Source organism: Tianweitania populi (genome assembly GCF_014652875.1).
In the GTDB taxonomy this organism is placed as follows: Bacteria; Pseudomonadota; Alphaproteobacteria; order Rhizobiales; family Rhizobiaceae; genus Tianweitania; species Tianweitania populi.
In genome coordinates, this window is record NZ_BMZQ01000002.1 from 1,237,501 (window position 1) to 1,260,759 (window position 23,259).

At 60.0% G+C, this 23,259-nt stretch carries 23 protein-coding genes (1 of these 23 only partly in view); 5 read left to right on the plus strand and 18 right to left on the minus strand.

Annotated elements, in window-relative coordinates:
* The 8 genes from IE166_RS15280 to IE166_RS15315 all read right to left on the minus strand — a co-directional run.
* Positions 1-359: the 5' end (the start) of a LysR family transcriptional regulator gene (locus tag IE166_RS15280; RefSeq protein WP_189505326.1), read on the minus strand. It extends 559 nt beyond the left edge of the window; only the first 359 of its 918 coding nucleotides appear in the window; its start codon is at positions 357-359; its stop codon lies off the left edge, out of view.
* A 199-nt stretch (positions 360-558) separates the two neighbouring features.
* Positions 559-1,224: an RraA family protein gene (locus IE166_RS15285; protein WP_189505327.1), complete on the minus strand. Its 666-nt coding sequence runs from the start codon at positions 1,222-1,224 to the stop codon at positions 559-561.
* An 18-nt stretch (positions 1,225-1,242) separates the two neighbouring features.
* On the minus strand, positions 1,243-2,064 hold the full coding sequence (locus IE166_RS15290; RefSeq protein ID WP_189505329.1) for a carbon-nitrogen hydrolase family protein: 822 nt from the start codon (positions 2,062-2,064) through the stop codon (positions 1,243-1,245).
* A gap of 33 nt (positions 2,065-2,097) precedes the next feature.
* Entirely contained in the window at positions 2,098-2,832 is a 735-nt protein-coding gene (locus tag IE166_RS15295) for an HpcH/HpaI aldolase family protein (protein ID WP_189505331.1), read from the minus strand.
* A 24-nt stretch (positions 2,833-2,856) separates the two neighbouring features.
* Positions 2,857-3,651: an ABC transporter permease gene (locus tag IE166_RS15300; protein WP_189505333.1), complete on the minus strand. Its 795-nt coding sequence runs from the start codon at positions 3,649-3,651 to the stop codon at positions 2,857-2,859.
* A gap of 15 nt (positions 3,652-3,666) precedes the next feature.
* Positions 3,667-4,551: an ABC transporter permease gene (locus tag IE166_RS15305; protein WP_189505335.1), complete on the minus strand. Its 885-nt coding sequence runs from the start codon at positions 4,549-4,551 to the stop codon at positions 3,667-3,669.
* Positions 4,548-5,690 (minus strand): ABC transporter ATP-binding protein, encoded by a 1,143-nt coding sequence (locus IE166_RS15310; RefSeq protein ID WP_189505337.1) that lies wholly within the window; start codon positions 5,688-5,690, stop codon positions 4,548-4,550. The genes IE166_RS15305 and IE166_RS15310 overlap by 4 nt, the downstream gene beginning before the upstream one ends.
* Before the next feature lie 167 nt (positions 5,691-5,857).
* Complete coding sequence (locus IE166_RS15315; protein ID WP_189505339.1) at positions 5,858-6,925, minus strand: extracellular solute-binding protein; 1,068 nt, start codon at positions 6,923-6,925, stop codon at positions 5,858-5,860.
* Between the two features lie 263 nt (positions 6,926-7,188).
* Between IE166_RS15315 and IE166_RS15320 the strand changes: the two genes are divergently transcribed.
* The 5 genes from IE166_RS15320 (at position 7,189) to IE166_RS15340 (ending at position 12,710) form a co-directional block, all read left to right on the plus strand.
* Positions 7,189-8,016 (plus strand): MurR/RpiR family transcriptional regulator, encoded by an 828-nt coding sequence (locus IE166_RS15320; protein ID WP_244641488.1) that lies wholly within the window; start codon positions 7,189-7,191, stop codon positions 8,014-8,016.
* A gap of 133 nt (positions 8,017-8,149) precedes the next feature.
* Positions 8,150-9,271, plus strand: a complete 1,122-nt coding sequence (locus IE166_RS15325) for an ABC transporter substrate-binding protein (RefSeq protein ID WP_385966146.1) — start codon at positions 8,150-8,152, stop codon at positions 9,269-9,271.
* 51 nt (positions 9,272-9,322) lie between these two features.
* The gene (locus IE166_RS15330; RefSeq protein WP_189505345.1) at positions 9,323-11,068 is read left to right on the plus strand and encodes an ABC transporter permease; all 1,746 of its coding nucleotides are present in this window, start codon (positions 9,323-9,325) and stop codon (positions 11,066-11,068) included.
* Positions 11,069-11,076: 8 nt separating this feature from the next.
* Positions 11,077-12,111: an ABC transporter ATP-binding protein gene (locus IE166_RS15335; RefSeq protein WP_189505347.1), complete on the plus strand. Its 1,035-nt coding sequence runs from the start codon at positions 11,077-11,079 to the stop codon at positions 12,109-12,111.
* Positions 12,108-12,710 carry a histidine phosphatase family protein gene (locus IE166_RS15340; protein WP_189505349.1) on the plus strand — a complete coding sequence of 201 codons (603 nt, stop codon included), beginning with the start codon at positions 12,108-12,110 and terminating at the stop codon, positions 12,708-12,710. Before IE166_RS15335 ends, IE166_RS15340 begins: the two co-directional genes overlap by 4 nt.
* Positions 12,711-12,750: 40 nt before the next feature.
* Here the strand turns inward: IE166_RS15340 and ehuA are convergent, their stop codons facing one another.
* The 10 genes from ehuA to IE166_RS15390 form a co-directional block, all read right to left on the minus strand.
* Positions 12,751-13,530, minus strand: a complete 780-nt coding sequence (ehuA, locus tag IE166_RS15345; protein ID WP_189505351.1) for an ectoine/hydroxyectoine ABC transporter ATP-binding protein EhuA — start codon at positions 13,528-13,530, stop codon at positions 12,751-12,753.
* The gene (gene ehuD / locus IE166_RS15350; RefSeq protein WP_189505353.1) at positions 13,527-14,219 is read right to left on the minus strand and encodes an ectoine/hydroxyectoine ABC transporter permease subunit EhuD; all 693 of its coding nucleotides are present in this window, start codon (positions 14,217-14,219) and stop codon (positions 13,527-13,529) included. Before ehuD ends, ehuA begins: the two co-directional genes overlap by 4 nt.
* Positions 14,220-14,232: 13 nt before the next feature.
* Positions 14,233-14,898, minus strand: coding sequence for an ectoine/hydroxyectoine ABC transporter permease subunit EhuC (gene ehuC / locus IE166_RS15355; RefSeq protein WP_189505355.1), 666 nt, complete (start codon positions 14,896-14,898; stop codon positions 14,233-14,235).
* Positions 14,899-14,962: 64 nt separating this feature from the next.
* A complete protein-coding gene (gene ehuB / locus IE166_RS15360) occupies positions 14,963-15,814 on the minus strand; it encodes an ectoine/hydroxyectoine ABC transporter substrate-binding protein EhuB (protein ID WP_189505357.1) in 852 nt (283 codons plus the stop codon).
* Between the two features lie 69 nt (positions 15,815-15,883).
* Positions 15,884-16,897, minus strand: coding sequence for a N(2)-acetyl-L-2,4-diaminobutanoate deacetylase DoeB (gene doeB / locus IE166_RS15365; protein WP_189505359.1), 1,014 nt, complete (start codon positions 16,895-16,897; stop codon positions 15,884-15,886).
* A gap of 3 nt (positions 16,898-16,900) precedes the next feature.
* Positions 16,901-18,079, minus strand: a complete 1,179-nt coding sequence (gene doeA, locus IE166_RS15370) for an ectoine hydrolase DoeA (RefSeq protein ID WP_189505361.1) — start codon at positions 18,077-18,079, stop codon at positions 16,901-16,903.
* Entirely contained in the window at positions 18,076-19,089 is a 1,014-nt protein-coding gene (gene eutC / locus IE166_RS15375; protein WP_189505363.1) for an ectoine utilization protein EutC, read from the minus strand. Before eutC ends, doeA begins: the two co-directional genes overlap by 4 nt.
* Positions 19,086-20,105 carry a hydroxyectoine utilization dehydratase EutB gene (gene eutB / locus IE166_RS15380; protein ID WP_189505365.1) on the minus strand — a complete coding sequence of 340 codons (1,020 nt, stop codon included), beginning with the start codon at positions 20,103-20,105 and terminating at the stop codon, positions 19,086-19,088. The genes eutC and eutB overlap by 4 nt, the downstream gene beginning before the upstream one ends.
* A gap of 64 nt (positions 20,106-20,169) precedes the next feature.
* Positions 20,170-21,618: a MocR-like ectoine utilization transcription factor EhuR gene (gene ehuR, locus IE166_RS15385; RefSeq protein WP_189505367.1), complete on the minus strand. Its 1,449-nt coding sequence runs from the start codon at positions 21,616-21,618 to the stop codon at positions 20,170-20,172.
* Between the two features lie 237 nt (positions 21,619-21,855).
* Positions 21,856-23,259, minus strand: coding sequence for an aspartate aminotransferase family protein (locus tag IE166_RS15390; protein WP_189505369.1), 1,404 nt, complete (start codon positions 23,257-23,259; stop codon positions 21,856-21,858).

Here is a 23,259-nt window from a genome sequence, read left to right on the forward strand (position 1 = left end):
CGGATCCGTGGATAGCGCTGTTGCAAAGTTTCCATGATGCCCGGCAGGATGGCCAGTGCCATGGACGGGATCAAACCGATCCGTACGACACCTTCCATGCTTTCAGGCGGCGCGATGTCACTGACAAGACGATTGTACCGGTCGACGATGTCGCGCGCACCGGACACAAAGGAGCGGCCTTCATTGGTGAGGCGCACGTCGCGCGTGTCGCGCTCGAAAAGACGGATGCCGAGTTCCTGCTCCATGGCCGAGATCCGGTTGGAGATTGCCGCGGGCGTGATGTTCATGCGGTCGGCGGTGGCGCGGAAGCTGCGAAGTTCCGCGAGCCAAAGAACAGTTTCCAGAAAGCGAATGTTCATTGCATGATCATGTCCCCGCTCCGCCGATCGCTTCGTGCAGGGTTCATCAATTGCCGTTGCCCTTCGGGGCGGATCTCACCCGTGGCTGAGCAATCTACACCCCACCTCTAATATGGCAACGCCGTCATGTCGCCGGTGTCGTTCACCGAACCACCCGAAACCCGGCCGGTGGATCGGATTCCAGGATGGAAAGCGGTGATCAGGAAAGCTTCGCCAGTACCTTGGCACTAGCGCCTGTCATGTCGCCCAGCTTCTGGACTTGGTCGCGCACGCTGGCTTCCCGCTTCTTGCCCGTGTCCTGACGCTTGAGCGCTTCTTCGGATACGGCGCGCACCTCTTGGCGAGGAATAACAAGAACGCCGCTTTCATCGGCCAGAATGGCATCGCCCGGCATCACAACCGCTCCGCCGCAGGAAACCGGAATGTTCATGCCGCCGCCAAGGTCGTAAAGACGGGTGGTGATCGGCGCCAAACCGCGCGACCACATCGGGAAATCCGACTCCTGGATTTCCGTCAGGTCGGTGCACGGTCCATCGACGATGCCAGCGATTGCGCCTGATGCCTTTGCCGCGACCGTCACGCCGCCGCCCCAGCAGGCGTATTTGTCGTCACCAAGACGGTCGACCACGAGGATGTCGCCCGGTCGCAACAAGCCGGTTGCATGGTGCAACAGGGTCGAGTCGGGACCAGCGATCGCCAGTGTCACGGCCGTTCCGACCACCCGACGGCCCGGCAACAAAGGCTGGATCGCCCTATCCATGAAGCCGAACAGCCGCCAATGGCCGACGGTTGCCGTTTCCACTCCGCTCAACAGGTCGAGATCAGCTTGCGGGATCTGTTCCGGCATATCATTAATGACGTACATGATGGCTTCTCCAGACTCTCAAGCGCAGGCCAAGCGGCGATGCTGCGTCATCGGAATGAGCTTGCGCACTCGGCTGATCTCCTTGGGCTCGATGCGGGCGGTGACGAAGCCGACCGGATCGGATGCGCGGGCGATCGTGTGGCCCCACGGGTCGCAAACCAGGGAGTGGCCGTAACACGCGCGCTTTTCACCATTGACGGTGACGCTGCCGGTTTGGCCACAAGCGACGAAATAGGTTTGCGTTTCAATGGCGCGCGCCCGGGCAAGCACTTCCCAGTGATCCTTGCCGGTTTGCAGCGTGAAGGCTGCGGGCAGCACGATCACGTCGCAGCCGGCTTTTTCCAGTTGCAGGAACAGTTCGAAGAAGCGGATGTCGTAGCAGATAGCGCATCCGACCTTGATGCCGTCAATGACGTAGGTGACGATGTCCTCGCCCGGCTTGACCGTGGCGGACTCCTTGTAGGCCGTGCCATCCGGCGCCACGATGTCGAACATGTGGATCTTGCGGTAAGCGGCGACTTCCTTGCCGTCGCGGTCAAATACGAAGCTGGTGTTGTAGATGCGGTTTTCGCCCTCGACCTTTTCCATGATCGTGCCGGCATGGACGAATACCTTGTTTTCCCGCGCAAAATCCTGCGCCATCTTATAAGCGGTGCCGCCGACCGGCTCCGCCAAAGCGAGCTTCTCTTCCGTGGTGGTGCCATAGACCTCGAAATATTCCGGCAACACAATGAGGTCGGGCTGATCGACCTTCAAGGCTTCGGTCATGAGATCACGAGTGATCTTTAGGTTGGCGTCGCGATCCTGCTGCGGATTGGTCTGGATCAGGCTAATCTTCATGATCTTTTCTCCAAAAAGCTGTTGTCACCGACATCAGGCGACGATCTTTTCCTGCTTAAGTGCATTAACGGCCGCCATGATGCCAGCGCGCAGAGTCATGGTTTGGGTTGCGACAATGAGCATCTCGGCGCCTTCTTCCAGCGCGAAACTCCGTTCGGCCGGAGTCCAGGCCGGCATGATCCAGCTCTTGCCCGCGTCGCGCGCTGCCCCTGCCACCCGGCTGAGATCGGCACGGTCCTGATCGTTGAAGGCGTAAGCGCCACGGCCACGAGCCAACGCCAGATCGGACGGGCCAGGAAAAAGGCCGTCTACCGTATCGAGCGCGATGATCTTCTCGACGTCGGCAAGGCTTTCGGCGGTTTCGATCATCGCATAACAGCGGGTCCGCTTGTTTTCAGCTTCAAACGCTTCGCTGCCTGGACGCGCATAACCGAACACCCGGCCGCCGGCGTATGAGCGAGTCCCGAGCAACGGATATTTCGCCGCTTTAGTAACTTCCCGCGCATGCTCAACCCCTAGGATATGTGGCAGGATCACGCCGTCAGCGCCGAAATCTAAAGCTTGCTGAATGGCTTCAGTGGTGGGGGCGATGACCTTTGTCAGAGCGGGGATGCCCAGCGACCGGCTGAATGCCAGAAACTGATCAAGCGTGCCGAGATCAAACGTGCCGTGTTCCAGCTCGATCACGAGCTGCTTCACACCGCATGACTTGGCGATCTCGAGAAAGCCGAAATGCGGCTGCGACATCCACAGCGCGATGTTATCCATTCAAGAAGTCTCCCTTGCAGAAAATCAGCTCTTGCCCACGGTTTTGGACAAACCGAGCGTGCGTTCGATGAGAAAAATGATGAGCAGCGTGGCCGCTACGAGCACCACGGAAACGGCTGCTGTCATCGGGTCCGTTGTGCTTTCCACATAGTCGAAGATCTCGACCGGAAGGGTCCGCATTCGTGGTCCGGTGATGAACAAGGAGATGACGACCTCGTCGAATGACAACAGAAACGACAAAGCAGCGCTGGCAATGAAGCCGGGCATCATCAGCGGCAGCGTGACGCGTCGGAATACGGTCAGGGGCGGCGCGCCGAGCATCGTCGCGGCTTCCTCGACCGAAGGTGGAAGGGTGGAAAACGCCGTCAGCATGATGCGGATCACGTAAGGCGTGGTGACAATAAGGTGGGCGATTACCAGACCGGAATAGGTGCCGAGCAGGCGCGCTTGGACAAATACCAGCAAAATGGCGAGGCCGAGCACGATCGAAGGTAGCAGCAGCGGCGCCGTGAATAGGTTGAGGATGAAGTCGCGACCCGTGAACTCGTGGCGCCGAATAGCGAAGGCTGCGGGAACGCCGGCAAGCAGGCCGAGGATCGTCACTGTGGTGGCGATGCCGAGGCTCGTCCACAGCGCGTCGATAAGGCCCCGATGGTTGAACATCGCAGCGTACCAGCGCAGCCCCCAACTTTGCGGCGGGAAGGTCAGAAAGGTGTCATTGCTGAACGACAGCGGCAGCACGATGAGGATGGGTGCCAGCAGGAAAAGATAAAGGCATGCCACCAGGATCCGGAAAGGCAGGGTCATTCGGCCGATCATGGGGACGATCCTTTCTCAATCGAAGCGCTTGGCGACGCGGGAATAAAGCGCGAGAGCCAGGCCGAAGATGATGAGCACGATGACAGACGTCGCGGCGGCGGATGGCCATTCCAGCTGGATCACCGCCTGATCGTAGATTTCGGTTGCGAGAAGAAAGACGCGGCCGCCTCCAAGCAGCTTCGGCGTGATGAAGGAACTGATCGCCAGCACGAAGCAGAGCAGGCAGCCGAGCGCGATGCCGGGCATAGTCAACGGAAGGATCACGCGCCGGAAACGCGTCCAACCGTTGGCGCCGAGTGAGGCCGCCGCTTCCTCGTAAACGATGTCGAGACGCCCAAACCCGGCGATCAGCGACAATGCCATGTAGGGAATGAGAACCTCGACCATGCCGATGTAGACGCCGAGGAGATTGTTCACGAGGCGGATCGGCGTTTGGATGATGCCGGTCGATGTCAGGATGCCGTTGATCACGCCCTGGTCGCCGAGCAAGACCATCCAGCCGTAGGTGCGCACGACGCTGCTGACGAGGAGCGGCGACACCGTTATCACGAACAGAAGGTTGCGCCATTGCGGCGAAACGCGGTGCAGAAAAAGCGCGATGGGGTAAGAGCAAACAAGCGTCACAAGGGTGACACCGAAGCCAAGCACAAGCGAGTTGGAGATCAGTTCGAAGCTGAACCGGTCGGTGAAAAAGTCGACATAGTTCTCCAGCGTGTAAGTGTCGGTGAGCACACCGCCGCTACGGCTTTTGATGAAGGAAATCATCGCCAAGCGCACGACGGGCAGAACAAAGGCGATCAAATTGATGGCCGCCATGGGCAGTAGCATCAGGACCACAACCAGCGGGATACCGCGCAGCCACGAGGGTGACGCGGAAGGAGCAGTTGCGACACTGCTCATGGCTTGTCCCCGAATACTTGCATGTCCTGCGGCTTCCATTCGCAAAGCAGCTTTTCCCCGGTTCGGAAGCTATGGCCGGCACTGCTGGTGTGAGCCTCGGTCACCAGGATGCTGCCGCCGATATCAATTTCATATTGCACGACATCGCCGATATAGGTGACGCGCAAGACCTTGCCGTGGGCCGCGTTGGTGGCAATGCTGACCAGTGTGCGGTCGCGGCTCGGGCTCAAATGGATGCGATGGGGCCGTATCGCGGCCTTCGCCTTGCCCGATGCCATGCCCTTGGTGTCGCAGGGGTAGGTGGTGCCGCCCAGGCGAACACGGTCAACCGCTTCAATTTCACAGTCCAGCACATTCGCGCGGCCGACAAACTCGGCCACGAACAGGTTTGCAGGGCGTTCGTAGATTTCTTCCGGCGTTCCGAGTTGAGCCAGCTTGCCGCCATGCATCACGCCGACGAGATCACACATGGTCAGCGCTTCGACCTGGTCGTGGGTTACGAACACCGTGGTGATCTGCAGACGCTGCTGGATTTCACGGATTTCCACCCGCATGTCATCGCGCAGCTTGGCGTCCAGGTTGGAAAGTGGCTCGTCGAGGAGGAGAATACGCGGCCGAATAACCAAGGCCCGGGCAAGTGCCACGCGCTGTTGCTGGCCGCCTGACATTTCCTTCGGCTTGCGCTCGCCGTAGCCCGGCAACCGCACCATTTCGAGCGCTTCTTCAACCCGGCCGCGGGCGTCGGAACGCGATACGCCACGCATGTCCAGCCCGAACGCGACATTCTCAGCGACTGTCATGTGCGGAAACAGCGCATAGTTCTGGAACACCAGCCCAATGTCGCGCTTATGCGGCGGCTTGTGCGATATGTCGTCGCCTTCAATCGAGATGGTGCCTGACGTGATATCCTGCAAGCCGGCGATCATGCGTAGCGTGGTGGTCTTGCCGCAGCCGGAAGGACCAAGAAGTCCAAGCAGCTTTCCGCGAGGCAGGTCGATGTCGAGACCGTCAACCGCCAGGTAATCGCCGCCGTAGCGCTTAGTCACGCCCTTGAGCTTGAGAAAGGCCTCGCTGTCCGCGCGAATGGCTCTGGCGTGGACCGTGGCCGGCACGGCCTCGCGCAGTTCTCCAGTTTGCATGTTTTCACCGTTGTGGAATGAGACCGTGGGGTAAGAGCGTCATCCGAACGGCCGCCGGCCGCGGCTGACCGCAGTCGCCGCCGCTTTAAGTCTAGGCATTGGCGGCAAACGAGACGCGGAGGCCATGAGCGGCTGCGTCGTTCACGCTGATCGGCGACTACTTGATTTTAGCGACCGGCCGGAATGATCTGCCGGCGCCAGGGGCGAAGGATATCTTCGCGCAGATCACCGATGCTCATCCAGTCGACATCGATCAGCTTGTCGCGCTGCGCAGGATCCATCAAGGGAATGCGCTCGCGGGTGGCTTCGTCGACTTCGGCCTTTGTGTTAGTCGGCGCATAGAACATGGCGCGGGCAAACGCCGCCTGCGCTTCCGGGCTCAGCGCATAATTCATGAAGGTTTCGGTGGCTTCTCGCTCGGGCGCATTCTCGATCGCGCTGATGACGTTGATTTGCGATGCCGTTCCTTCAACTGGGCCAACCGACTGCAAGCGTCCTTCCGTATGATCGGTGTAGAACTGAGACCGCGCATTGTAGCCGATGGAAACGGATGCCGTGCCATTGGCTACCAACGTGTAAGCGTCGGGCTTCGGCTCCCAAGTCTGAACGCGCGGGGCGAGTTCAACAAGCTTGTCCACGCCCGGATCGATCGTGTCCTTGTAGTTTTCCTCGCCGGCCAGCCGGTTGGCGATGATGGTTAGAAGGATCGCCTGAATATCGCCGCCACCTTGAGCTGGAAGTGCAACCTTGCCGTCCTGCGCCTTGTCCCACAGGGCTTCCCAGCTGGTCGGGGCTGTTGCGAAAGCGTCGCGATTATAGATCAACGACAAGGTGTCGTAGGTGATCGGAACGGCGGCGCCGCCGAGATCCTTGCCGATATCGGCCACGTCCGCATAGTTCGGCAGCTTGGCCGGATCCACATCGGCGATCAGACCTTCTTCCTTCGCGATTTTCGCGACGGAAAGGTCGTAGATCACGGCATTGACCTGTGGTGCGTCGCGTTGCGCCCGCATGTTGCCAAGCGAGGTGGCTGCATTCTGCACGCCATAGAAGGTTACCTTAATATCGGGATGCGCCTTCATGAAAGGCTCGACAACGCTCTTGACGTAGTTCTCCTCGAACGGACCGCGATAGCCCATAACGGTGATGTCGGCGGCGTTGGCAATTTGGCTTCCCCACAGAATCGTTGTCGCAACAAACGCTGCCGAAAGGACTTTCTTCGAGGGTCGGTTCATCAGGATGTTCCCCTTTTTGCCTTGTTGGATTGACGATAGGCAGGGTGGAGAAACGGGTCCAACAACTAAAATCTAACTGCTGTAAGGAAACGCTTTTCAACGCTCGCACGGACCCATCCCATCTAAGCTGATGGCTGCAGGATTGGCCTACGGCGTGAAACACCGCTGCGCCAGGTTTTTGCAAGTTTACTTGCAGTGTTTTTTATATTGCAAAAATACTTGCATTAGCGTAGATTGAGAGCATGGGAGAGTCAGAGTCAGTTTTGGAGAGAGTCAAGGCGGTTGCTGAGGCGCTGACCCGCGCAGAGCAGTTGCTTGTCAAGCAGATCATTTCAAGCCCGCGTGACGTGGCATTGGGCACCGCCAGCGCATTGGCGCAGCAAATCGGTGTCCACGAAGCAACCGCGTCGCGGCTTGCGAAGAAGCTTGGTTATGCGAGCTACGCCAAGTTCAGGACTGCGATCCAAGATGAATTTCTTGTCCGTACCAATCCGGCAACGCGGGTCCGCAACACTCTTGAGAAAACGAGCGAAGCAGGCCTGATCACTGATTTGGTTGCACGCGAGATAGATGCGCTCGCCGGCCTGCAACGATACTTGGATGATGCGACGCTAATGGCCGCGGCCAGGGCTCTGTTGAACGCAGGACGCATCTATGTGTTTGCGCGCGGCAATGCGGAAGCGCTTGCTGTTCTGATCGAGCGCCGTTTGCGCCGCATGGGTTGCGCTACGATCGTGCTGGAGGGCGAGGGTCGAGATCTGGCGGAGCAGGTGCTCGCAATGGATGCAAAGGATGCAATTGTCGCCTTTGCGTTCCGTCGCCAACCTACCCACTACGCAGCTTTGCTCAACCGCGCTCGCGACGTGGGCGCGACGTCGGTCGTCATCTCGGGAAGCGTCGGCCCATCGCTGGTTCCAACGGCGGATCATCTTCTCTTTGCGCCACGGGCTGGATCGCAGGACGCTTTTCAAACCCTGACGGTGCCGATGGCAATCAGTAATGCGCTGGTGCTTGCAATGGCAAAAGAAGAACCGCAGGCATCGTTGCTCTACCTGGAAACCTTGGGTCAATTGATCGACGCGTTCGAGTAGGAGGAGACTGCAAGGCAAATTTCACGCGTACAAAATCTGCAAGTTAATATGCATGTCATATCCGCGCTGCAAAGGAGGTTGCATCGCGGAAGTCGCATTGGGCGACGTTTCTGAGGAGGGAAATTCAATGAACATGAAGCCTTTGTTGCTTTCCGCAGCCCTGGTGGCCCTGACGCTGCCGGCGCTTGCACAAAATGCGCCGGAACTCGACGTCATGAGTGCCGAGGAGCTTTTGCCGTTGGCCAAGGCCGAAGGCACGGTGACCGTTTATGCTTTCACCAGCCGGATCGCAGCCGTGGAAAAAGCGTTCGAGGCCGCTTATCCGGGCATAGACATGGTCAGCCACGACATGTCCTCAACCGAGCAGATCACACGCCTGAAAGCCGAGGCCAGTGCCGGGATCGCGAGTGCCGACGTGGTTTATATCTCGGACGCGCCGGTCGTCTTTAAGGACCTGCTCGAGCCGGGCCTGATTACGCGGTATGTCCCTCCTCGCGTCGCGTCGCTACTGGACGAGAACGAGAAAAGCCCACTTCTGGCGCAGCGCCTGTCGACAAAGGTGCTGATGTATAATGAAGAGGCCAACCCCAGCGGCGCGCCGGTCAAGAACCTCTGGGAACTGACCACCGAGCCCTGGAAGGGGCGGGTGATCATGGTCGATCCGCTTCAACGCGGAGACTACCTGGATCTGATGACGGAACTTGTAGTCCGCTCCGATGATATGGCGCAGGCCTACCAAGCGCAATTCGGCAAGGCGATCACGCTTGACGATGAGATTGAAACGGCGGGCGAGCAGTTCATCGTTGATTTGTTCAAGAATGATCTGATCCTGGTGTCTTCCACGGACGACGTGAATGCTGCGGTCGGCGCGCGCGGTCAGAAGAACCCGCCGGTCGGCTTTACCTCCTATTCCGATCGTCGCGACAATGAAGATGAGGGTTGGGCCTTACAGGTGGTCAACACGGTTGTCCCGGCAAATGGCATCATTTTTCCAGCGGTGCTGGCAATCTCTTCCACTGCCAAGAACGCGGCTGCGGCTCGTCTCGCGATCGATTTCTTGATGGGCGATGACAGTTCAACAGGCGGGGCGGGCTTCAAGCCGTTCTATGTGGCAGGCGACTATGCGACCCGCAGCGATATCGTCAGCCATCCAGACGCAGTGCCCCTGGCTGACTTGAAGGCTTGGTCGATCGACCCGTCGGCAACGGCGAAGATCCGTCAGGACGTCAGCGACCTCGTCCTTTCCCTGCAATAATCTCCCTTATCCAGCTCACGGCGAGAAGGCTGGGAGCTCATAGGACTATTCATGTCGCTGTCAGTTAGCCGCTCTTTCGCGCGGCCTTTCCCACTCAACGGGCACTTTGCGCTCAAGCTCCTGGTTCTAGCGGTTCTCGGCCTGCTGGTTGCCGGTCCGCTTGTGCGCATTCTTCTTGAAACACTTAGCCCCGATGCGATCTCTGCCTGGAGTGACGTAACGACCGGTAGGCTGTCCCGAAACCTTCTATGGGTCCCGCTAACGAACACGCTCATCCTTGGCGTCGGAGTTGCCTGTGGCTGCGTCTTGATTGGCGGCTTCTTGGCTTGGCTCGTGGTGATGACGGATGTTCCGTTCCGGCGCACCATCGGCCTCATGGCGACATTGCCCTTCATGATCCCGAGTTTTGCAACCTCGCTCGCCTGGGGATCGCTGTTTCGCAATTCGCGCGTCGGTGGACAGAGCGGGTTCCTCGAAGGCCTGGGTCTTACCATTCCAGACTGGCTCGCTTGGGGTATGATCCCCACGCTGATCGTGCTGATCGCGCACTACTATTCGCTGGCTTTCACCGTTATCGCGGCAGCCCTTGCGACGGTGAATTCCGATCTGGTTGAAGCCGCGCAGATTGCAGGAGCCAAGCGTCGCCGCATCCTGCTGGGCATCGTGCTGCCGGTCGCGATGCCAGCAGTCGTGGCCGGTGCCTCACTGACTTTTGCCGGTGCCGTTTCGAACTTTGCCGCACCGGCTTTGCTTGGTCTGCCAGTTCGCATGCAGACCATGGCGACCCGCCTTTACGGGCTGATCGAAGTTGGACAGACATCGCGAGGCTATGTCGTGGCTATCCTGCTCATCGCCGTCTCAGCACTGTTTCTGTGGCTCGGCAACAAAGTCCTTTCCGGCCGCCGCTCTTATGCAACCATCACCGGCAAGGGCGGTCGCGCAAAGCGGTTCGATCTCGGAACCGCGCGGCTGCCGTTGTTCATGGTCGCCTTGTTCATTTGCCTGGTCACCACGGTTGTTCCAGTGATCATCCTGATCGCATCGTCGCTGGCGCCATCGTCCTCCGCGCTGTTTTCCAACTGGACGTTGCATTACTGGACCGGACTGTCGAACCCGTCGATCGCGCAAGGTCAACCCGGTATCTGGGAAAGCCCGTTCATCAAGTCGGCCACGAGCCTGACGGTCGGCTTGGGCGTCGCCGTCGCGATCACCAGCAGCATCATCGGTCTTATCGTTGCGTATGTGCTGGCCCGAGATGGAAAAGGGCCCCTTGCAGGATTGATCAACCAGATAAGCTTCCTGCCGCTTCTGGTGCCAGGCATTGCATTTGGCGCCGCCTATATCGCTCTTTTCGGCGCCCCAATTGGACCGTTGCCGGCGCTTTACGGCACGTTCCCGCTGCTTCTCATTGCCGGTACAGCCTATCTGCTGCCGTTTTCGGTGCAAACGGGACGTGCCGTGATCAGCCAGGTGTCCGGCGATCTCGATGAAAGCGCACGGATGACCGGGGCGGGAATGATGCGGCGGCTGGTGGCGATCACTGTGCCACTGGCCAGTCGCGGTCTGGCTGCGGGTGGGTTGATCGTCTTCGTCAAGATCATGCGCGACCTGTCTTTGGTGGTTCTTCTCTTCACGCCAACCACACCGCTGCTTTCGGTGCTTGCTTATCGCTACGCGTCCGAAGGCTTCACCCAATTCGCGAATGCCATCACCGTGGTGATCCTCGTGATCTCGATCGCCGCGACATTGATGGCCAATCAGCTCCAGGCCAAGTCGCAGCCCTGGCTGAAATCATAGGTCCTGTCATGATCCGGATACACAATCTCACCAAATCCTTCGGCGTGTTCAAGGCCGTGGACCACATTTCCCTTGAGGTTCCGCAAGGCTCGTTCCTCGTTCTTGTCGGGCCTTCAGGCTGCGGGAAATCGACCATGCTGCGCATGCTTGCGGGCCTTGAGCGTCCGACCAGCGGCACAGTGCAGTTCGGCTCCAACATCGTGTCGGATGGCGACCGCGGCTGGGTCATCGACCCATCCAGGCGCGATACGGGGCTCGTGTTTCAGTCTTATGCGTTGTGGCCGCATATGACGGTAGCGGGCAATGTCGATTGGCCTCTCAAGGTCGCCAAGATGGGCAAGGCCGAGCGGCAGTCTCGTGTGGCCGAAGTGCTGCGCATGCTTGGTATCGAGGCTCTTTCAGCACGGTATCCCAATGAGATTTCCGGCGGGCAGCAACAGCGCGTCGCCATCGCGCGTATGATTGCGCCGCGTCCGGCTATTCTCCTGTTCGATGAGCCGCTTTCCAACCTTGATGCCAAGCTGCGGGTCGAGATGCGGACGGAACTTCTGCGTGTCCATCGCGCGACCGGAGCGACGTCGGTCTACGTGACCCATGATCAGGTCGAGGCGATGACCATGGCAACTCATGTCGCTGTCTTAAATAATGGCAGGGTCGAGCAGTTCGGATCACCAGAGGAACTGGTGGCCAACCCATCCACGGCCTTCGTTGCGACCTTTGTTGGAACGCCGCCCGCCAATCTTGTGCCCGTCAATACCTTGCCCTCGACGCGCATGGACGGACTGCCGAAGGAAGCCTTAGCAATGTACCGACCCGAGGATCTCCTCGCCGCTGGAGAGGGGTCGGACGACAGTCTCGCTTTCGACTTTGCAGAAGCCAGCCCGGTTGCTGGCCGCACCATGCTGACGGGAACGCGAGGCACGCTGCGCATGACCGCAGTAGTTGACGGCGCGCCGCGCCTGCAGGTGGGGGACAAGGTGCATTTCCGGTTGCCCAACATGCCTGCCGCGCTCTTTGCACAAAGCGGGGAGCGGCTGTCATGAAGCGCCTTCTCCTTGTCCGCCATGGTGAATCCGAGTGGAACGCCGTGCGCCGCTTACAGGGCCAGGCGGATATTCGCCTTTCATCTAAAGGCGAGACACAGGCTGCCGGCCTGGCTTCAACCATTGCTCAGCTTGCGCCGGATCAGGTAATTACGTCAGACCTTTGCCGAGCAAAAAGAACCGCCGAACTGCTAGGTTTCCCAAACGCCGTTTGCGACGCGCGGTTGCGTGAGATCGACGTGGGTGACTGGACCGGGAAGTCTATCGCCGACATCATCGCGGCCGATCCCGACGGTTACCGTGGATGGCGAGCCGGCACCTTTGCACCGCCGGGAGGAGAGGTTTGGCAGACCTTCACCGACCGTACCGCCTTGGCTGTGCGATCCTCCATGAAGACCGCGGATCGGCTTCTCGTGGTATGCCACGGCGGCGTCATTCGAGCGCTCCTGCAAACGCTGCTGCAACTCGAACCGCGCCGGATCATACCGGTCGGACCCGCGAGCCTCACAATCTTGGCGATGAAGCCGAACGAACAGGATATGCGGCTGGAAGTGTTCAACTTCGCTCCGGGCGGTCCTGTCGTGAACGCACCTGACTAGCTGTATGGTTACAGATTGAAGGGAATGCTGTCACAACCATCTAGCTCAGGACTGACTGCAGGAACTCGCGCGTTCGCTCCTCTTTGGGTGCTCCGAAGATCGCGTTAGGCTCGCCTTGCTCACAGATGCGGCCTTTATCGAAGAAGCAGACACGGTCGGACACTTCGCGGGCAAACCGCATCTCATGCGTGACGAGCAGCATGGTGAGGTCGTGTTCGTGGGCGAGGCCGCGGATAACAGAAAGCACCTCGCCGACGAGTTGAGGATCGAGCGCTGAAGTCGGTTCGTCGAACAAGAGCACGCGCGGGCGCATGGCGAGCGCACGGGCGATCGCGACGCGTTGCTGCTGACCGCCGGACAGCTGGGAAGGATAGTGATCCTTCTTATCGGCCAAACCGACCATGGCCAGCAGATCGACGGCGCGGCATTCGGCTTCGCCGCGCGGCAGGCCGAGGACGCGAACGGGTGCTTCCACCACATTACGCAGCACCGTCATATGCGGAAACAGGTTGAAGCTCTGGAACACCATTCCGATATGGCTTCGAATTTGATGTAGGTGCTTCTCCGACGCCTTGAACGGCCCTTTCCCATTCGGCTCGTGGTACGACATGCCGGCAAGTGCCAACCTGCCCTCCTGGAACGGCTCGAGCGTCATCAGGATGCGCAACACGGTCGACTTGCCCGAGCCGGACGGGCCGATCAACGTGACCTTTTCGCCCTTTGCGACCTTGAAGTTGAAGTCGTCGAGAACGGTCAGCGTCCCGAAGCGCTTAGTGACGTTTGAAAATTCGATGATCGGCTGGGAGGGTTTATCGGTCATTTGAGGGGTATCCCTGCCTTGGGAAGTGCGAGTTGCAGACGGTGGAGGGCAGCCGAGCAAACGAGCGTGAGAAGAAGAAAGATAAGGCCGACCATCGTGAGCGGAACCAGATATTCGAAGGTGCGCTCGCTGATCATGTTGGCCAAGCCCATCATCTCGAGCACGGTCACCACCGACAGCACCGGAGTTTCCTTGATCATGGCGACGAGGTAGTTGCCCATGGCGGGCAGGATGCGCGGCACGGCCTGCGGCACGACGATATCGCGGTAAGTCTGCATTCGCGTCATGTTGAGGGCCGTCGCGGCTTCCCATTGCCCGCGCGGAACGGCCTCGATGCCGCCGCGATAGACTTCGGATGTATAGGCCGCATATTGCAGGCCCAGCGCCAATGCGCCGGTCAGAAAAGCGGGAAGGACGATCCCGAAATCCGGCAGCACGTAGTAAAGGAAGAAGAGTTGGACGAGGAGCGGTGTGTCGCGCAGGAACTCGACGACGACAGCGGTTGTCCAGGATATCGCCTTGATCCGGCTGCGGCGCAGCAGCGCGAAAACAAGGCCGAGGACCAATGCGATGGCAAAGCCAGCCGCCGCTGCTTTCAAAGTCACCGTCAGGCCGATCAGGATGATGGGCAGGATCGAGGTGGCATAGGTCAGCCACGTCGTCGTATCCCACTCGTAGCCGTACATCATGGCAGGAGCCTTTTCACGAATGTGCCGCGCGCGGAAAGGCGTTGCCGCGCCTGACCATGCGCTCGATCACGCGCACCACGACCATCAGCATCAGCGACATCGCGAAATAGCAAACCAGCGTCACCGAATAGATGCTTGTGCTATCGAGTGTGATGTTGCGGATCGATTGGGCCGAGAAGGTGAGGTCGGCGATCGAGATCAGCGACACGAGCGACGACAGTTTCAGTGTCTCGATCGTCAGATTGCCGAAGGCCGGCATCATCTCCACCACAGCCTGCGGCAGCGAGATACGGAACAGGGTCTGTAAGCGGTTGAAGTTGAGCGCGCGTGCAGCCTCCATCTGCTGGACCGAGACCGAAGACAGCGCCCCGCGTACGATTTCGGCACCGTAGCCGCCCGCATGGGCTGCCAGCACGAGGATGCCGGTCGTAATCGGATCAAAGCTCAGGCCGACCAGTGGTAGTGCATAATAGAACCAGAACAGCTGCACGAAAAGCGAAGTGCCCCGGAACACTTCGGTATAGCAAAGAGCGACTTTCGAGAGGATCGGCCCGCCTTCGACGCGCAGAATGCCGAATACGAAGGCGAGGATGACGCCAAAGAGAATGGCAGACAGCGTGATCGTCATCGTCACGACCGCGCCTTGCCAAAGCATCGGCAGGTAGGCAGTCCAGTTCATCTGGAGCGCTCCCGTTCATGAGGTCGCAGGAACGCCCGGCCAGAAACCGGGCGCTCAACCGTGCTTACTTGCCTGCGCAGAGGTCGGCGACGGTCTTCTCGGCCGCAGCGGCAATGCTCTGCTCCGACAGGCCGTATTTGCCCAGGATGGTCTTGTACTCGTCCGTCTTGCGGAACGCGACCAGCGCGGCGTTGAACGCGTCGCGCAACTCCTTGTCTTCGGGGCGGAAGGCAAAGCCGCCATAGTTGCGCACCGGCGCATCCTTCACGATGGGATCGCTGAAGGGCGCAACCTGTTCGACAGCGGCCTGATCCTTGGCCAGCGACGAAACGGTCAATTCGGTGGCTGCATAAGCGTCGACGCGGCTTTGGACCGTCGGGATCGCATCGGCATTGGCAGGAATGAAGACGATCTGGTCATCCTTCACGCCAACGGCGCGCAGGAAGTCGACATTGTTCGCACCCGAAACAACTGCGACCTTCAGAGACGGGTCTTTGGCGATATCAGCATATGTCGTCAGCTTCTTCGGGTTGCCCTTCTTTACGAGCAGCCCCTCGCCATAGGACGAGTTCGGCTCGGAGAAGGCGACCTGCTTGCAACGTTCGGCCGAGATGTTCTGCTCGGCGGCAGCGAAGTCGAAGCGCTTGGCCTTGAGACCAGGAATGAGCGTACCGAATGGGGTGACCGTCCAGTTGATCTCTTCAACGCCGATCGACTTGAAGACAGCGGTCGCGACGTCAGGACCGATGCCGGCCGAAGTGCCGTCGGGCTGCATAAAGGAATAAGGGACTTCGTTGGCGGTCGCGGCGCGAATATAGCCTTGTTCCTTTACCTCATCGAGGGTCAAGGCGCTGGCGGAGGTGAGGCCGATGGCCAGTGCCAGGGCGGACAGTCCGGTTATCTTCGAGATTTGCATGTCATTCTCCTCTGGTTGATTGTTGTCGCGGTCCGTTTTCGGATCTCGCAAGGTCAGGCATCTGGGTTGTCAGGGATGCTCCGTGATCGTGGCGATGACGGATAAGCAGTCGCCGGCCTTGATAAGGCCGGGTACGTGGCGGGCTGCGAGAACACCGTCCATGGCGGCCCGGTATTCGGTTGGCGCCAGGCCCGTTCTACCGATCGGATAGACCCGCGCGATAATCTCGCCTGTTTTCACCGGCTGCCCAAGATCAAGGGCGAAGGCGATCAGTCCGTCATCTTCCGCAAAGGTGAAACATTCGCTGGACGGCATATCCAGCCAGCGCGTGTCTTGATGGTCCGGGGTGCCGGCAAGGATGCCGGCATGGCGCAGCACATTCAGTGTTCCCCGCCGGGCAATGTCGATGGAGTTGGCTGTTGCCGTTCCCGCGCCGCCAAGTTCCGTCGTCACGAAGACCTTGCCCATCTCCTCGACAGTGGTGTCGAGCATGCCGACGGCATCGATTTCCAGCATCTTCATCGAAAAGGGCGCGGCGAAGGCTTCAACCGCTGCAAAGCAGCGGGTTTCCTGATCCTTGTCCGGCAAGGCATGGGCTGCCGCATAGGGCAGGAAATCGAGCGTCCTGCCGCCGGAATGGAAGTCGAGAACAATATCGGCCAGCGGGATCAGATGGCGGGTGACATAGTCCGCGATTTTTTCAGTCACCGTGCCGTCGGGCCTGCCCGGAAAGCTGCGATTGAGATTGCCGCGATCGATCGGCGAAGTGCGCGTGCCGGCACGAAAGGCCGGATAGTTGAGCGCTGGAACGATAATGATCCGGCCGCTGACTTGGGCGAGATCGAGCGTGCGGGCCAGTTCGAACAGGGCAGCCGGCCCCTCATACTCGTCGCCGTGATTGCCGCCGGTCAAAAGGGCAGTGGGTCCGCTGCCGTTGGCGACGACGCAGATCGGGATCATGATCGAGCCCCAGGCGCTGTCGTCGCGGCTATGGGGCAGGCGCAGATGTCCATGATGCACGCCCTGCGCATCGAGATCGACGGTGGCGGTCATGGGGGAGGGACGAGGGGCGCTGGTCAGCATGACCTATCCTTTGACGAAGAGCTGGCGCGGGACGTTGGACAGGCATTCCACGCCCGCTTCGGTGATCGCGATGCTTTCCGTGATTTCCAGCCCCATGTCGTCCAGCCAAAGCCCCGTCATGAAATGGAAGGTCATGCCGGGCTTCAGTTCGGTGCGATCACCTGGCCGCAGGCTCATCGTGCGCTCGCCCCAATCCGGGGGATAGGAAAGGCCGATCGGATAACCCGTGCGGTTGTCCTTGATGATCCCGTAGGTCTTCAACACCGCAAAGAAGGCGTTTGCGATATCTTCGCAGGTGTTGCCGGGCTTGGCGGCTGCGAGGCCGGCTTCCATGCCTTCAAGCGTGGCCTTTTCGGCATCGAGAAAGGCCTGCGTCGGCTTGCCCAGGAAGACGGTGCGCGACAGCGGGCAGTGGTAGCGCTTATAGGCCCCGGCGATCTCGAAGAAGGTGCCTTCGCCGCTCCGCATCGGCTTGTCGTCCCAGGTCAAATGCGGGGCGGACGCATCGGCGCCTGAGGGCAGCAGCGGCACGATGGCAGGATAATCACCGCCGAACTCCGCTGTTCCGCGAATACCTGCATCGTAGATTTCGGCCACGAGATCGCATTTGCGCATGCCGGGCTCGATCACGTCGACGATCCGCTTGTGCATCAGCTCGACGATGCGTCCGGCCTTGCGCATATAGTCGAGCTCGGTTGCGCTCTTTACCGCGCGCTGCCAGTTCACCAGGCCTGCCGCATCCTTGAAACGCGCATTGGGAAGATGCGCTTGGAGCGAAGCATAAGCGGCTGCCGAGAAGTAGTAATTGTCCAATTCGACGCCGATGACGAGCTTGTCCCAGCCGCGCTCGCCGATGATCTGCGACAGGTAGTCCATCGGGTGACGCTCGGTGGACTGGACGTAATGGTCGGCATAGCCGACGATGTTGTCATGCGCGAGATAGGCCGTTCGCTTCGCGCCGTTGGCATCCTGCTTGCGTCCGAACCAGACCGGCTCTCCGGTCGGCGGCACCAGAACGCATTGGTGCACGTAAAAGGACCAGCCGTCATAGCCGGTCAGCCAGTGCATGTTCGAGGGGTCGGTGACGATCAAAAGCTCGATCCCCGCCTTATCCATGGCGGTCCGCGTCTTTGAAAGACGCGTCGCATATTCGTCGCGCGTAAAGTTCAGCGTAACACTCACGCTGCATCTCCCATTGTGGTGTCGTTGTCGATCATCTGTCCGCTTCCGGCGTTCTGTGCGCGGGTAAGGGCCAGATTGGCGATGGCGGTGTCCTGAACGCCGGTTCCGGTCAGGTCGGCGAAAGTGATATCGTCTGCGCGACGACGGCCCGTCGCCGTTCCGGCGATGATGGCGCCGAGTTCATCAAAGCTCCGGTCGGGCCTGACGATGCCTGCTTCGATCGCGTGATGCAGTTCGCCTAGCTTGCATGTTTGCGTCAGGCGATCGGCGACATAGATCGCGCGTTCGAAGACGGCCGGGTCGATCTCGTTCTTGTGCTCGGCATCCGACCCCATCGCGGTCAGGTGCTGGCCAGGCTCTAGCCATTCTGCCAACAAGATGGGTTTCTCGGCAGGCGTCGTGGTGACGACGATGTCGGCGCCAGCGACGGCGTCCTTCGCATCGGCCACGGCAGTGACTTCGATCCCGTGTTCCCGCGAAAACGCGTCGGCAAGCCTTTGCGCGTTTTCCGGATCGCGCGCCCAGATACGCGCTTCCTTGATCGGACGCACGAGGGTGAGTGCCTCAAGCTGCAACCGCGCCTGCATGCCGGCACCCAAGATCGCAGCACAGCGAGCGTCAGCGCGTGCGAGATGTCTGGCTGCGACCCCACCGGCGGCCGCAGTGCGCACATCGGTGAGATAACCATTGTCGAGCAGCAGCGCGTCAACAAGGCCGGTGCGGGAGTTAAACAGGATCATCAAGCCGTTCAAGCTTGGAAGGCCGAGTTTGGGATTGTCGAAGAAGCCGGGGCTGACCTTGATGGCAAAACCGTCAAATCCAGGCACATAAGCTGTTTTTACGTCCACTTCGCCACGGAATTCCGGTATGTCGAGACGCAGAACCGGCGGCATCGCGACGGGTTTGGTTGCAAGAGCTGCGAACGCCTGCTCCACGCAATCGACGGCCGAGAGATCGAGCTTGACCACGGCTCGCAGGTCTTTTTCCAGGAGGATGCGGACGCGGCTCATGCGCTGGCACCTTCCATGATCGCCTTGTGGCGAGCAGGGTCGATGTTGCGGCCCGAGACGATGATGGCGGTGGCGCCTTTGAGGCTCACTTTCTCCGAAAGGATGGCGGCGATGCCGACAGCGCCAGCTCCCTCGACAACTTCGTTCTCGGCGCGCTCGGCATGGCGGACACCAGTCGCAATCTCGTCTTCGGTCAGAAGGACGATCTCGTCGAGGAGGTCGCGGCAAAGCGCGAACGTAACGCTATTGGCAAGGCCGATCCCGCCGCCAAGCGAGTCTGCGAGCGTTTCCTCTTCGCGGACGAAAATAGGTTGCCCGGCCGCGAGGGACGCATGCATCGCGGCACCGCGCTCCATGGAAATGCCGACGATGCGGGCTCGCGGCTTGCGCGCCTTCACTGCAACTGCGACACCGCCTGCGAGACCGCCTCCGGAGAGCGGAACGAGCACCGTGTCGAGATCAGGCAGATCCTCGACAAGTTCGAGACCGATCGTGCCTTGCCCGGCTACGACATCGACTGCATCGAAGGGCGGGATCGGCACCAAACCGCGCGTTGCAACAAGTCGTTCAACTTCGTCCTGTGCGTCGTCCTGCGATGTGCCGATTATACAGACTTCAGCACCAAGTGCCTTGATCGCTTCGACCTTGTTGGCGGGAACGAGCGCCGACATGCAGATGGTGGCAGGCACGCCAAGCTCTTTCGCGGCGTAAGCAACAGCCCGCCCATGATTTCCAGTCGATGCAGTGACGAGACCGCGCTGGCGCGAGGCTTGATCGAGAGCCAGGAGCGCATTCATCGCGCCCCGGAGCTTGAAAGCACCGATCGGCTGACGAGTTTCGAGTTTCAGGTAAACTGGCTGTCCGCTCTCCTTCGAAAGGGAGGGCGATTGCACCAGCAGAGTGCGGACCACATGGCTTCTGATCATATCCGCGGCATGTTCGATCGCTGCCAAAGTAACAGGCAGGTTTGTGTTTTCAGCTATGCGGGACAGATTTTCTTGTCTCATGATTGTCATGTTGAGAGCGAAGTAAAATCATGTCAATTGATATAATTGTAATGATTCAATAAAACGTGGTTGCCTATCCTATTGAACCGATGTCGTAGATCGGAGGCAGTTGCTCAAAGGCTTGCTTCACAGTCACAAGCGCCTTCCTCAAGCTGTCCCGGCTAAGCCGGCCGCCGAGGCAGATGCGGATGCCGCCGCCGTGGTTTGGTCCCGCGATGAAGGGTTCGGATGGTGTCACGGCGATGTTTTGATTGGCGAGCGAGCGGACCAATCCGTCTTCTGTCCAGCGTGGCGGTACCTTGAGCCAGGCACAGAGTGCGAGCGGATGGGTTGACGCAATGTGGTCGCCGAGAATCTCGGTGGCGATTGTTTGGCGCGCGGACGCTTCTTCGCGCTGGATTGCAAGCAGCTGACGCGCTGTTCCGTTTTCGACCCAGCGGCTTGCGATCTCGCCCGCCAGATAGGTTCCGCTCCAGCTGGAAACGCGCAGGATGGAAGCGGCCCGTATGGAATAGGCCGGCGGCACGACGAGATAGCCAACACGCAAACCGGTCAGCACCGTTTTCGTGAAACTGGTGATAAAGAAGCCGAGCTCCGGCAGCATTTCCGTTATCGAGGGCAGGGCGTCTTCGATCAGTGCGCGGTAGACTTCGTCCTCGATAACAAAGACGCCATGGCGCTCCGCAATCGCGGCGATGGCCTGCCGCCGCGCCGCGCCCGCAACGTGGCCGGTCGGATTGTTGAGGGTGGGGATGAGCACAAGCGCGCGCACACCGCCAGCGGCACAGGCAGCTTCCAGAGCATCCGGCAACACGCCTTCCGCATCGGTAGGAAGACCCTTCAAACTAAAACCCAGAACGTTGGACAGACCGATGATGCCGTGATCGGTGAGGTTTTCGCACAGCACGACATCGCCGGAGCGGACGACACAACTAAGGGCCAGAAAAATACCGTGCGCGGCGCCATTCGTGACGAGAATACGCTCTGGGCCGGGGGTCACCCCAAGCGGATGCAGCCACGCCTGCGCGGTTTCGCGGTGGCGCATGAGACCGGCGATGGGGCGACAGGGGCGCATAAACGCCGCGACATCGCCTTCGGCCAATTCGCGGAAGATCTCGCGCGAAGCGTTTTCATGCGCGTCGAGATAGGCGGCGCGGATAATGGAAAGATCGAGCACTTCGTTGGGGCTGTGATCGAGCATCATGCGCCCGGCGCGGTCCGTCACCCGCGCCTTGACGAACGTGCCGCGCCCGATCTCGCCACTCAGATAGCCGAGACGTTCGGCTTCCTTATAGGCCAGGCTCACCGTCTGCACGGAAAGGCCAAGCGTGCGGGCAAGATCGCGATGCGTCGGCATGCGGTCCATCGGCTTGAGCACACCGGAGTCGATGTCCGCCATGATCAGTTCGGTCAAGGCCGCATGCTTCGTCCCGCCCTTCTGCTTGACGAAAGCGGGTTGCCACCTCTCCGCCTTGATGGGCGGGGTCGGCCTGGCACCCGATCGGTTAGCGGATTGACTCATGAAATTGTCTCGTTTCTCACAGACGATTTCATGACATTATCCACGCTCAAACGCCAGTTTGAAGCGTCAAATGGGCGGGATAACCGGAATTTACTGCCGGAAAACACCGGTTTGGCGCCCCGGATTCGGCATTTTAGCCGGTATTTCGACCGCTTTTTCCGAAATTTCGGGTCCGTAGACCCGCATTTTCGCCGTCGTGCCGGGCAGGCCGACCAGGTCCGCCCAGCCTCCGAGGGATCAGACTTTCTGACCTTCCTGGACCAGTTCATCCATGACCGACCGCACGGCGCTTTCCGCGATTGCGACGATTTCGTCGATCTCGGCCTTGGTCGTCACCAGCGGTGGCGCAAATCCGAGGATGTCCCCATGCGGCATGGCGCGCGCGATGAGGCCGCGATTGCGCGCGGCTTTCGACACTCGGGCGCCAACCGTCAGGCCGGGCTCAAAGCGCGTCTTCTTCTCGCGATCCGCCACGAACTCGATGGCGCCCATCAGGCCGACGCCGCGCACCTCACCGACGATCGGGAACTGTGCGAATTTGGCTCGAAGCTGCTCCTGGAAATAGCCGCCCACTACGCGAGCATTGCCCGGCAGGTCTTCCTTTTCGACAATGTCGAGGACAGCGTTGGCGGCAGCCGCACCAATTGGATGGCCGGAATAGGTATAGCCGTGTGAGAAGGATCCAACGCGATCGGCACCGTCTTCCATGACCTTGAACACCTTCTCGCCGACAATGGCGCCCGACAGCGGGAAGTAGGCGGAGGTCAGGCCTTTGGCGACCGTGATGAGGTCCGGCTCAATACCGTAATGCTGTGACCCGAACATCGAACCGGTGCGCCCAAAACCGGTAATGACCTCGTCGGCGATGAGTAGGATGTCGTACTTCTTCAGAACGGCCTGGATCTCCTCCCAATAGTTCTCAGGCGGCGGGGTGATGCCACCGGTTCCAAGCACCGGCTCGGCGATAAAGGCGCCGATCGTGTCGGGATCTTCGCGCAGGATCAACGCTTCCAGTTCCGCTGCACGACGCTTGGAAAATTCCACCTCGGTTTCGCCGGCTTCCGCGCCCCAGTAATGATGCGGTGCGCCAGTGTGCAAGATGCCGGCGCGTGGCAGGTCCATATGGTCATGATAGAAGCTCATGCCGGTCATGGAACCGGAAACGACGCTGCAGCCGTGATAGCCGCGTTCGCGCGAGATGATCTTCTTCTTGTTCGGCTTGCCGCGAAGGTTGCTGTAGTACCAGACTAGCTTGGCCTGGGTCTCGTTAGCGTCCGAACCGGACATGCCGTAGAAGACTTTGCTCATGTTGCCAGGCGCCATCTTCACAAGGCGGTCGGAAAGAATGGCAAGCTCATCCGTCGTGTGGGCGGCGTAGGAATGGTAGTAGGCGAGACGATAGGCTTGCTTGGCAATCGCTTCGGCCACTTCGGTGCGGCCATAGCCGACATTGACGCAATAGAGACCGGCGAAACCGTCGATCAGCTCTTTGCCATGCGCGTCCTGGATGCGGATGCCCTTGGCCGTTTCGACAATGGTGGGGTCGCCCATCTTGCCGGACGCGAAATCCTTGAGCTGTGTAAACGGATGCAGGACCGAGTTGCGGTCCATCTCTGCGATCCGGGTGAGGTTGATGGTCAT

Coding starts and splice junctions, on each gene's coding strand:
- eutB (WP_189505365.1), bottom strand. CDS start 20,105: ATGACAATCATGAGACAAGAAAATCTGTCCCGCATAGCTGAAAACACA.
- IE166_RS15300 (WP_189505333.1), bottom strand. CDS start 3,651: ATGATCGGCCGAATGACCCTGCCTTTCCGGATCCTGGTGGCATGCCTT.
- ehuR (WP_189505367.1), bottom strand. CDS start 21,618: ATGAGTCAATCCGCTAACCGATCGGGTGCCAGGCCGACCCCGCCCATC.
- IE166_RS15285 (WP_189505327.1), bottom strand. CDS start 1,224: ATGTACGTCATTAATGATATGCCGGAACAGATCCCGCAAGCTGATCTC.
- ehuA (WP_189505351.1), bottom strand. CDS start 13,530: ATGACCGATAAACCCTCCCAGCCGATCATCGAATTTTCAAACGTCACT.
- IE166_RS15315 (WP_189505339.1), bottom strand. CDS start 6,925: ATGAACCGACCCTCGAAGAAAGTCCTTTCGGCAGCGTTTGTTGCGACA.
- doeB (WP_189505359.1), bottom strand. CDS start 16,897: ATGCTGACCAGCGCCCCTCGTCCCTCCCCCATGACCGCCACCGTCGAT.
- IE166_RS15295 (WP_189505331.1), bottom strand. CDS start 2,832: ATGGATAACATCGCGCTGTGGATGTCGCAGCCGCATTTCGGCTTTCTC.
- IE166_RS15330 (WP_189505345.1), top strand. CDS start 9,323: ATGTCGCTGTCAGTTAGCCGCTCTTTCGCGCGGCCTTTCCCACTCAAC.
- ehuB (WP_189505357.1), bottom strand. CDS start 15,814: ATGCAAATCTCGAAGATAACCGGACTGTCCGCCCTGGCACTGGCCATC.
- IE166_RS15310 (WP_189505337.1), bottom strand. CDS start 5,690: ATGCAAACTGGAGAACTGCGCGAGGCCGTGCCGGCCACGGTCCACGCC.
- IE166_RS15305 (WP_189505335.1), bottom strand. CDS start 4,551: ATGAGCAGTGTCGCAACTGCTCCTTCCGCGTCACCCTCGTGGCTGCGC.
- IE166_RS15325 (WP_385966146.1), top strand. CDS start 8,150: ATGAAGCCTTTGTTGCTTTCCGCAGCCCTGGTGGCCCTGACGCTGCCG.
- ehuC (WP_189505355.1), bottom strand. CDS start 14,898: ATGAACTGGACTGCCTACCTGCCGATGCTTTGGCAAGGCGCGGTCGTG.
- IE166_RS15390 (WP_189505369.1), bottom strand. CDS start 23,259: ATGACCATCAACCTCACCCGGATCGCAGAGATGGACCGCAACTCGGTC.
- ehuD (WP_189505353.1), bottom strand. CDS start 14,219: ATGATGTACGGCTACGAGTGGGATACGACGACGTGGCTGACCTATGCC.
- IE166_RS15290 (WP_189505329.1), bottom strand. CDS start 2,064: ATGAAGATTAGCCTGATCCAGACCAATCCGCAGCAGGATCGCGACGCC.
- IE166_RS15340 (WP_189505349.1), top strand. CDS start 12,108: ATGAAGCGCCTTCTCCTTGTCCGCCATGGTGAATCCGAGTGGAACGCC.
- IE166_RS15335 (WP_189505347.1), top strand. CDS start 11,077: ATGATCCGGATACACAATCTCACCAAATCCTTCGGCGTGTTCAAGGCC.
- eutC (WP_189505363.1), bottom strand. CDS start 19,089: ATGAGCCGCGTCCGCATCCTCCTGGAAAAAGACCTGCGAGCCGTGGTC.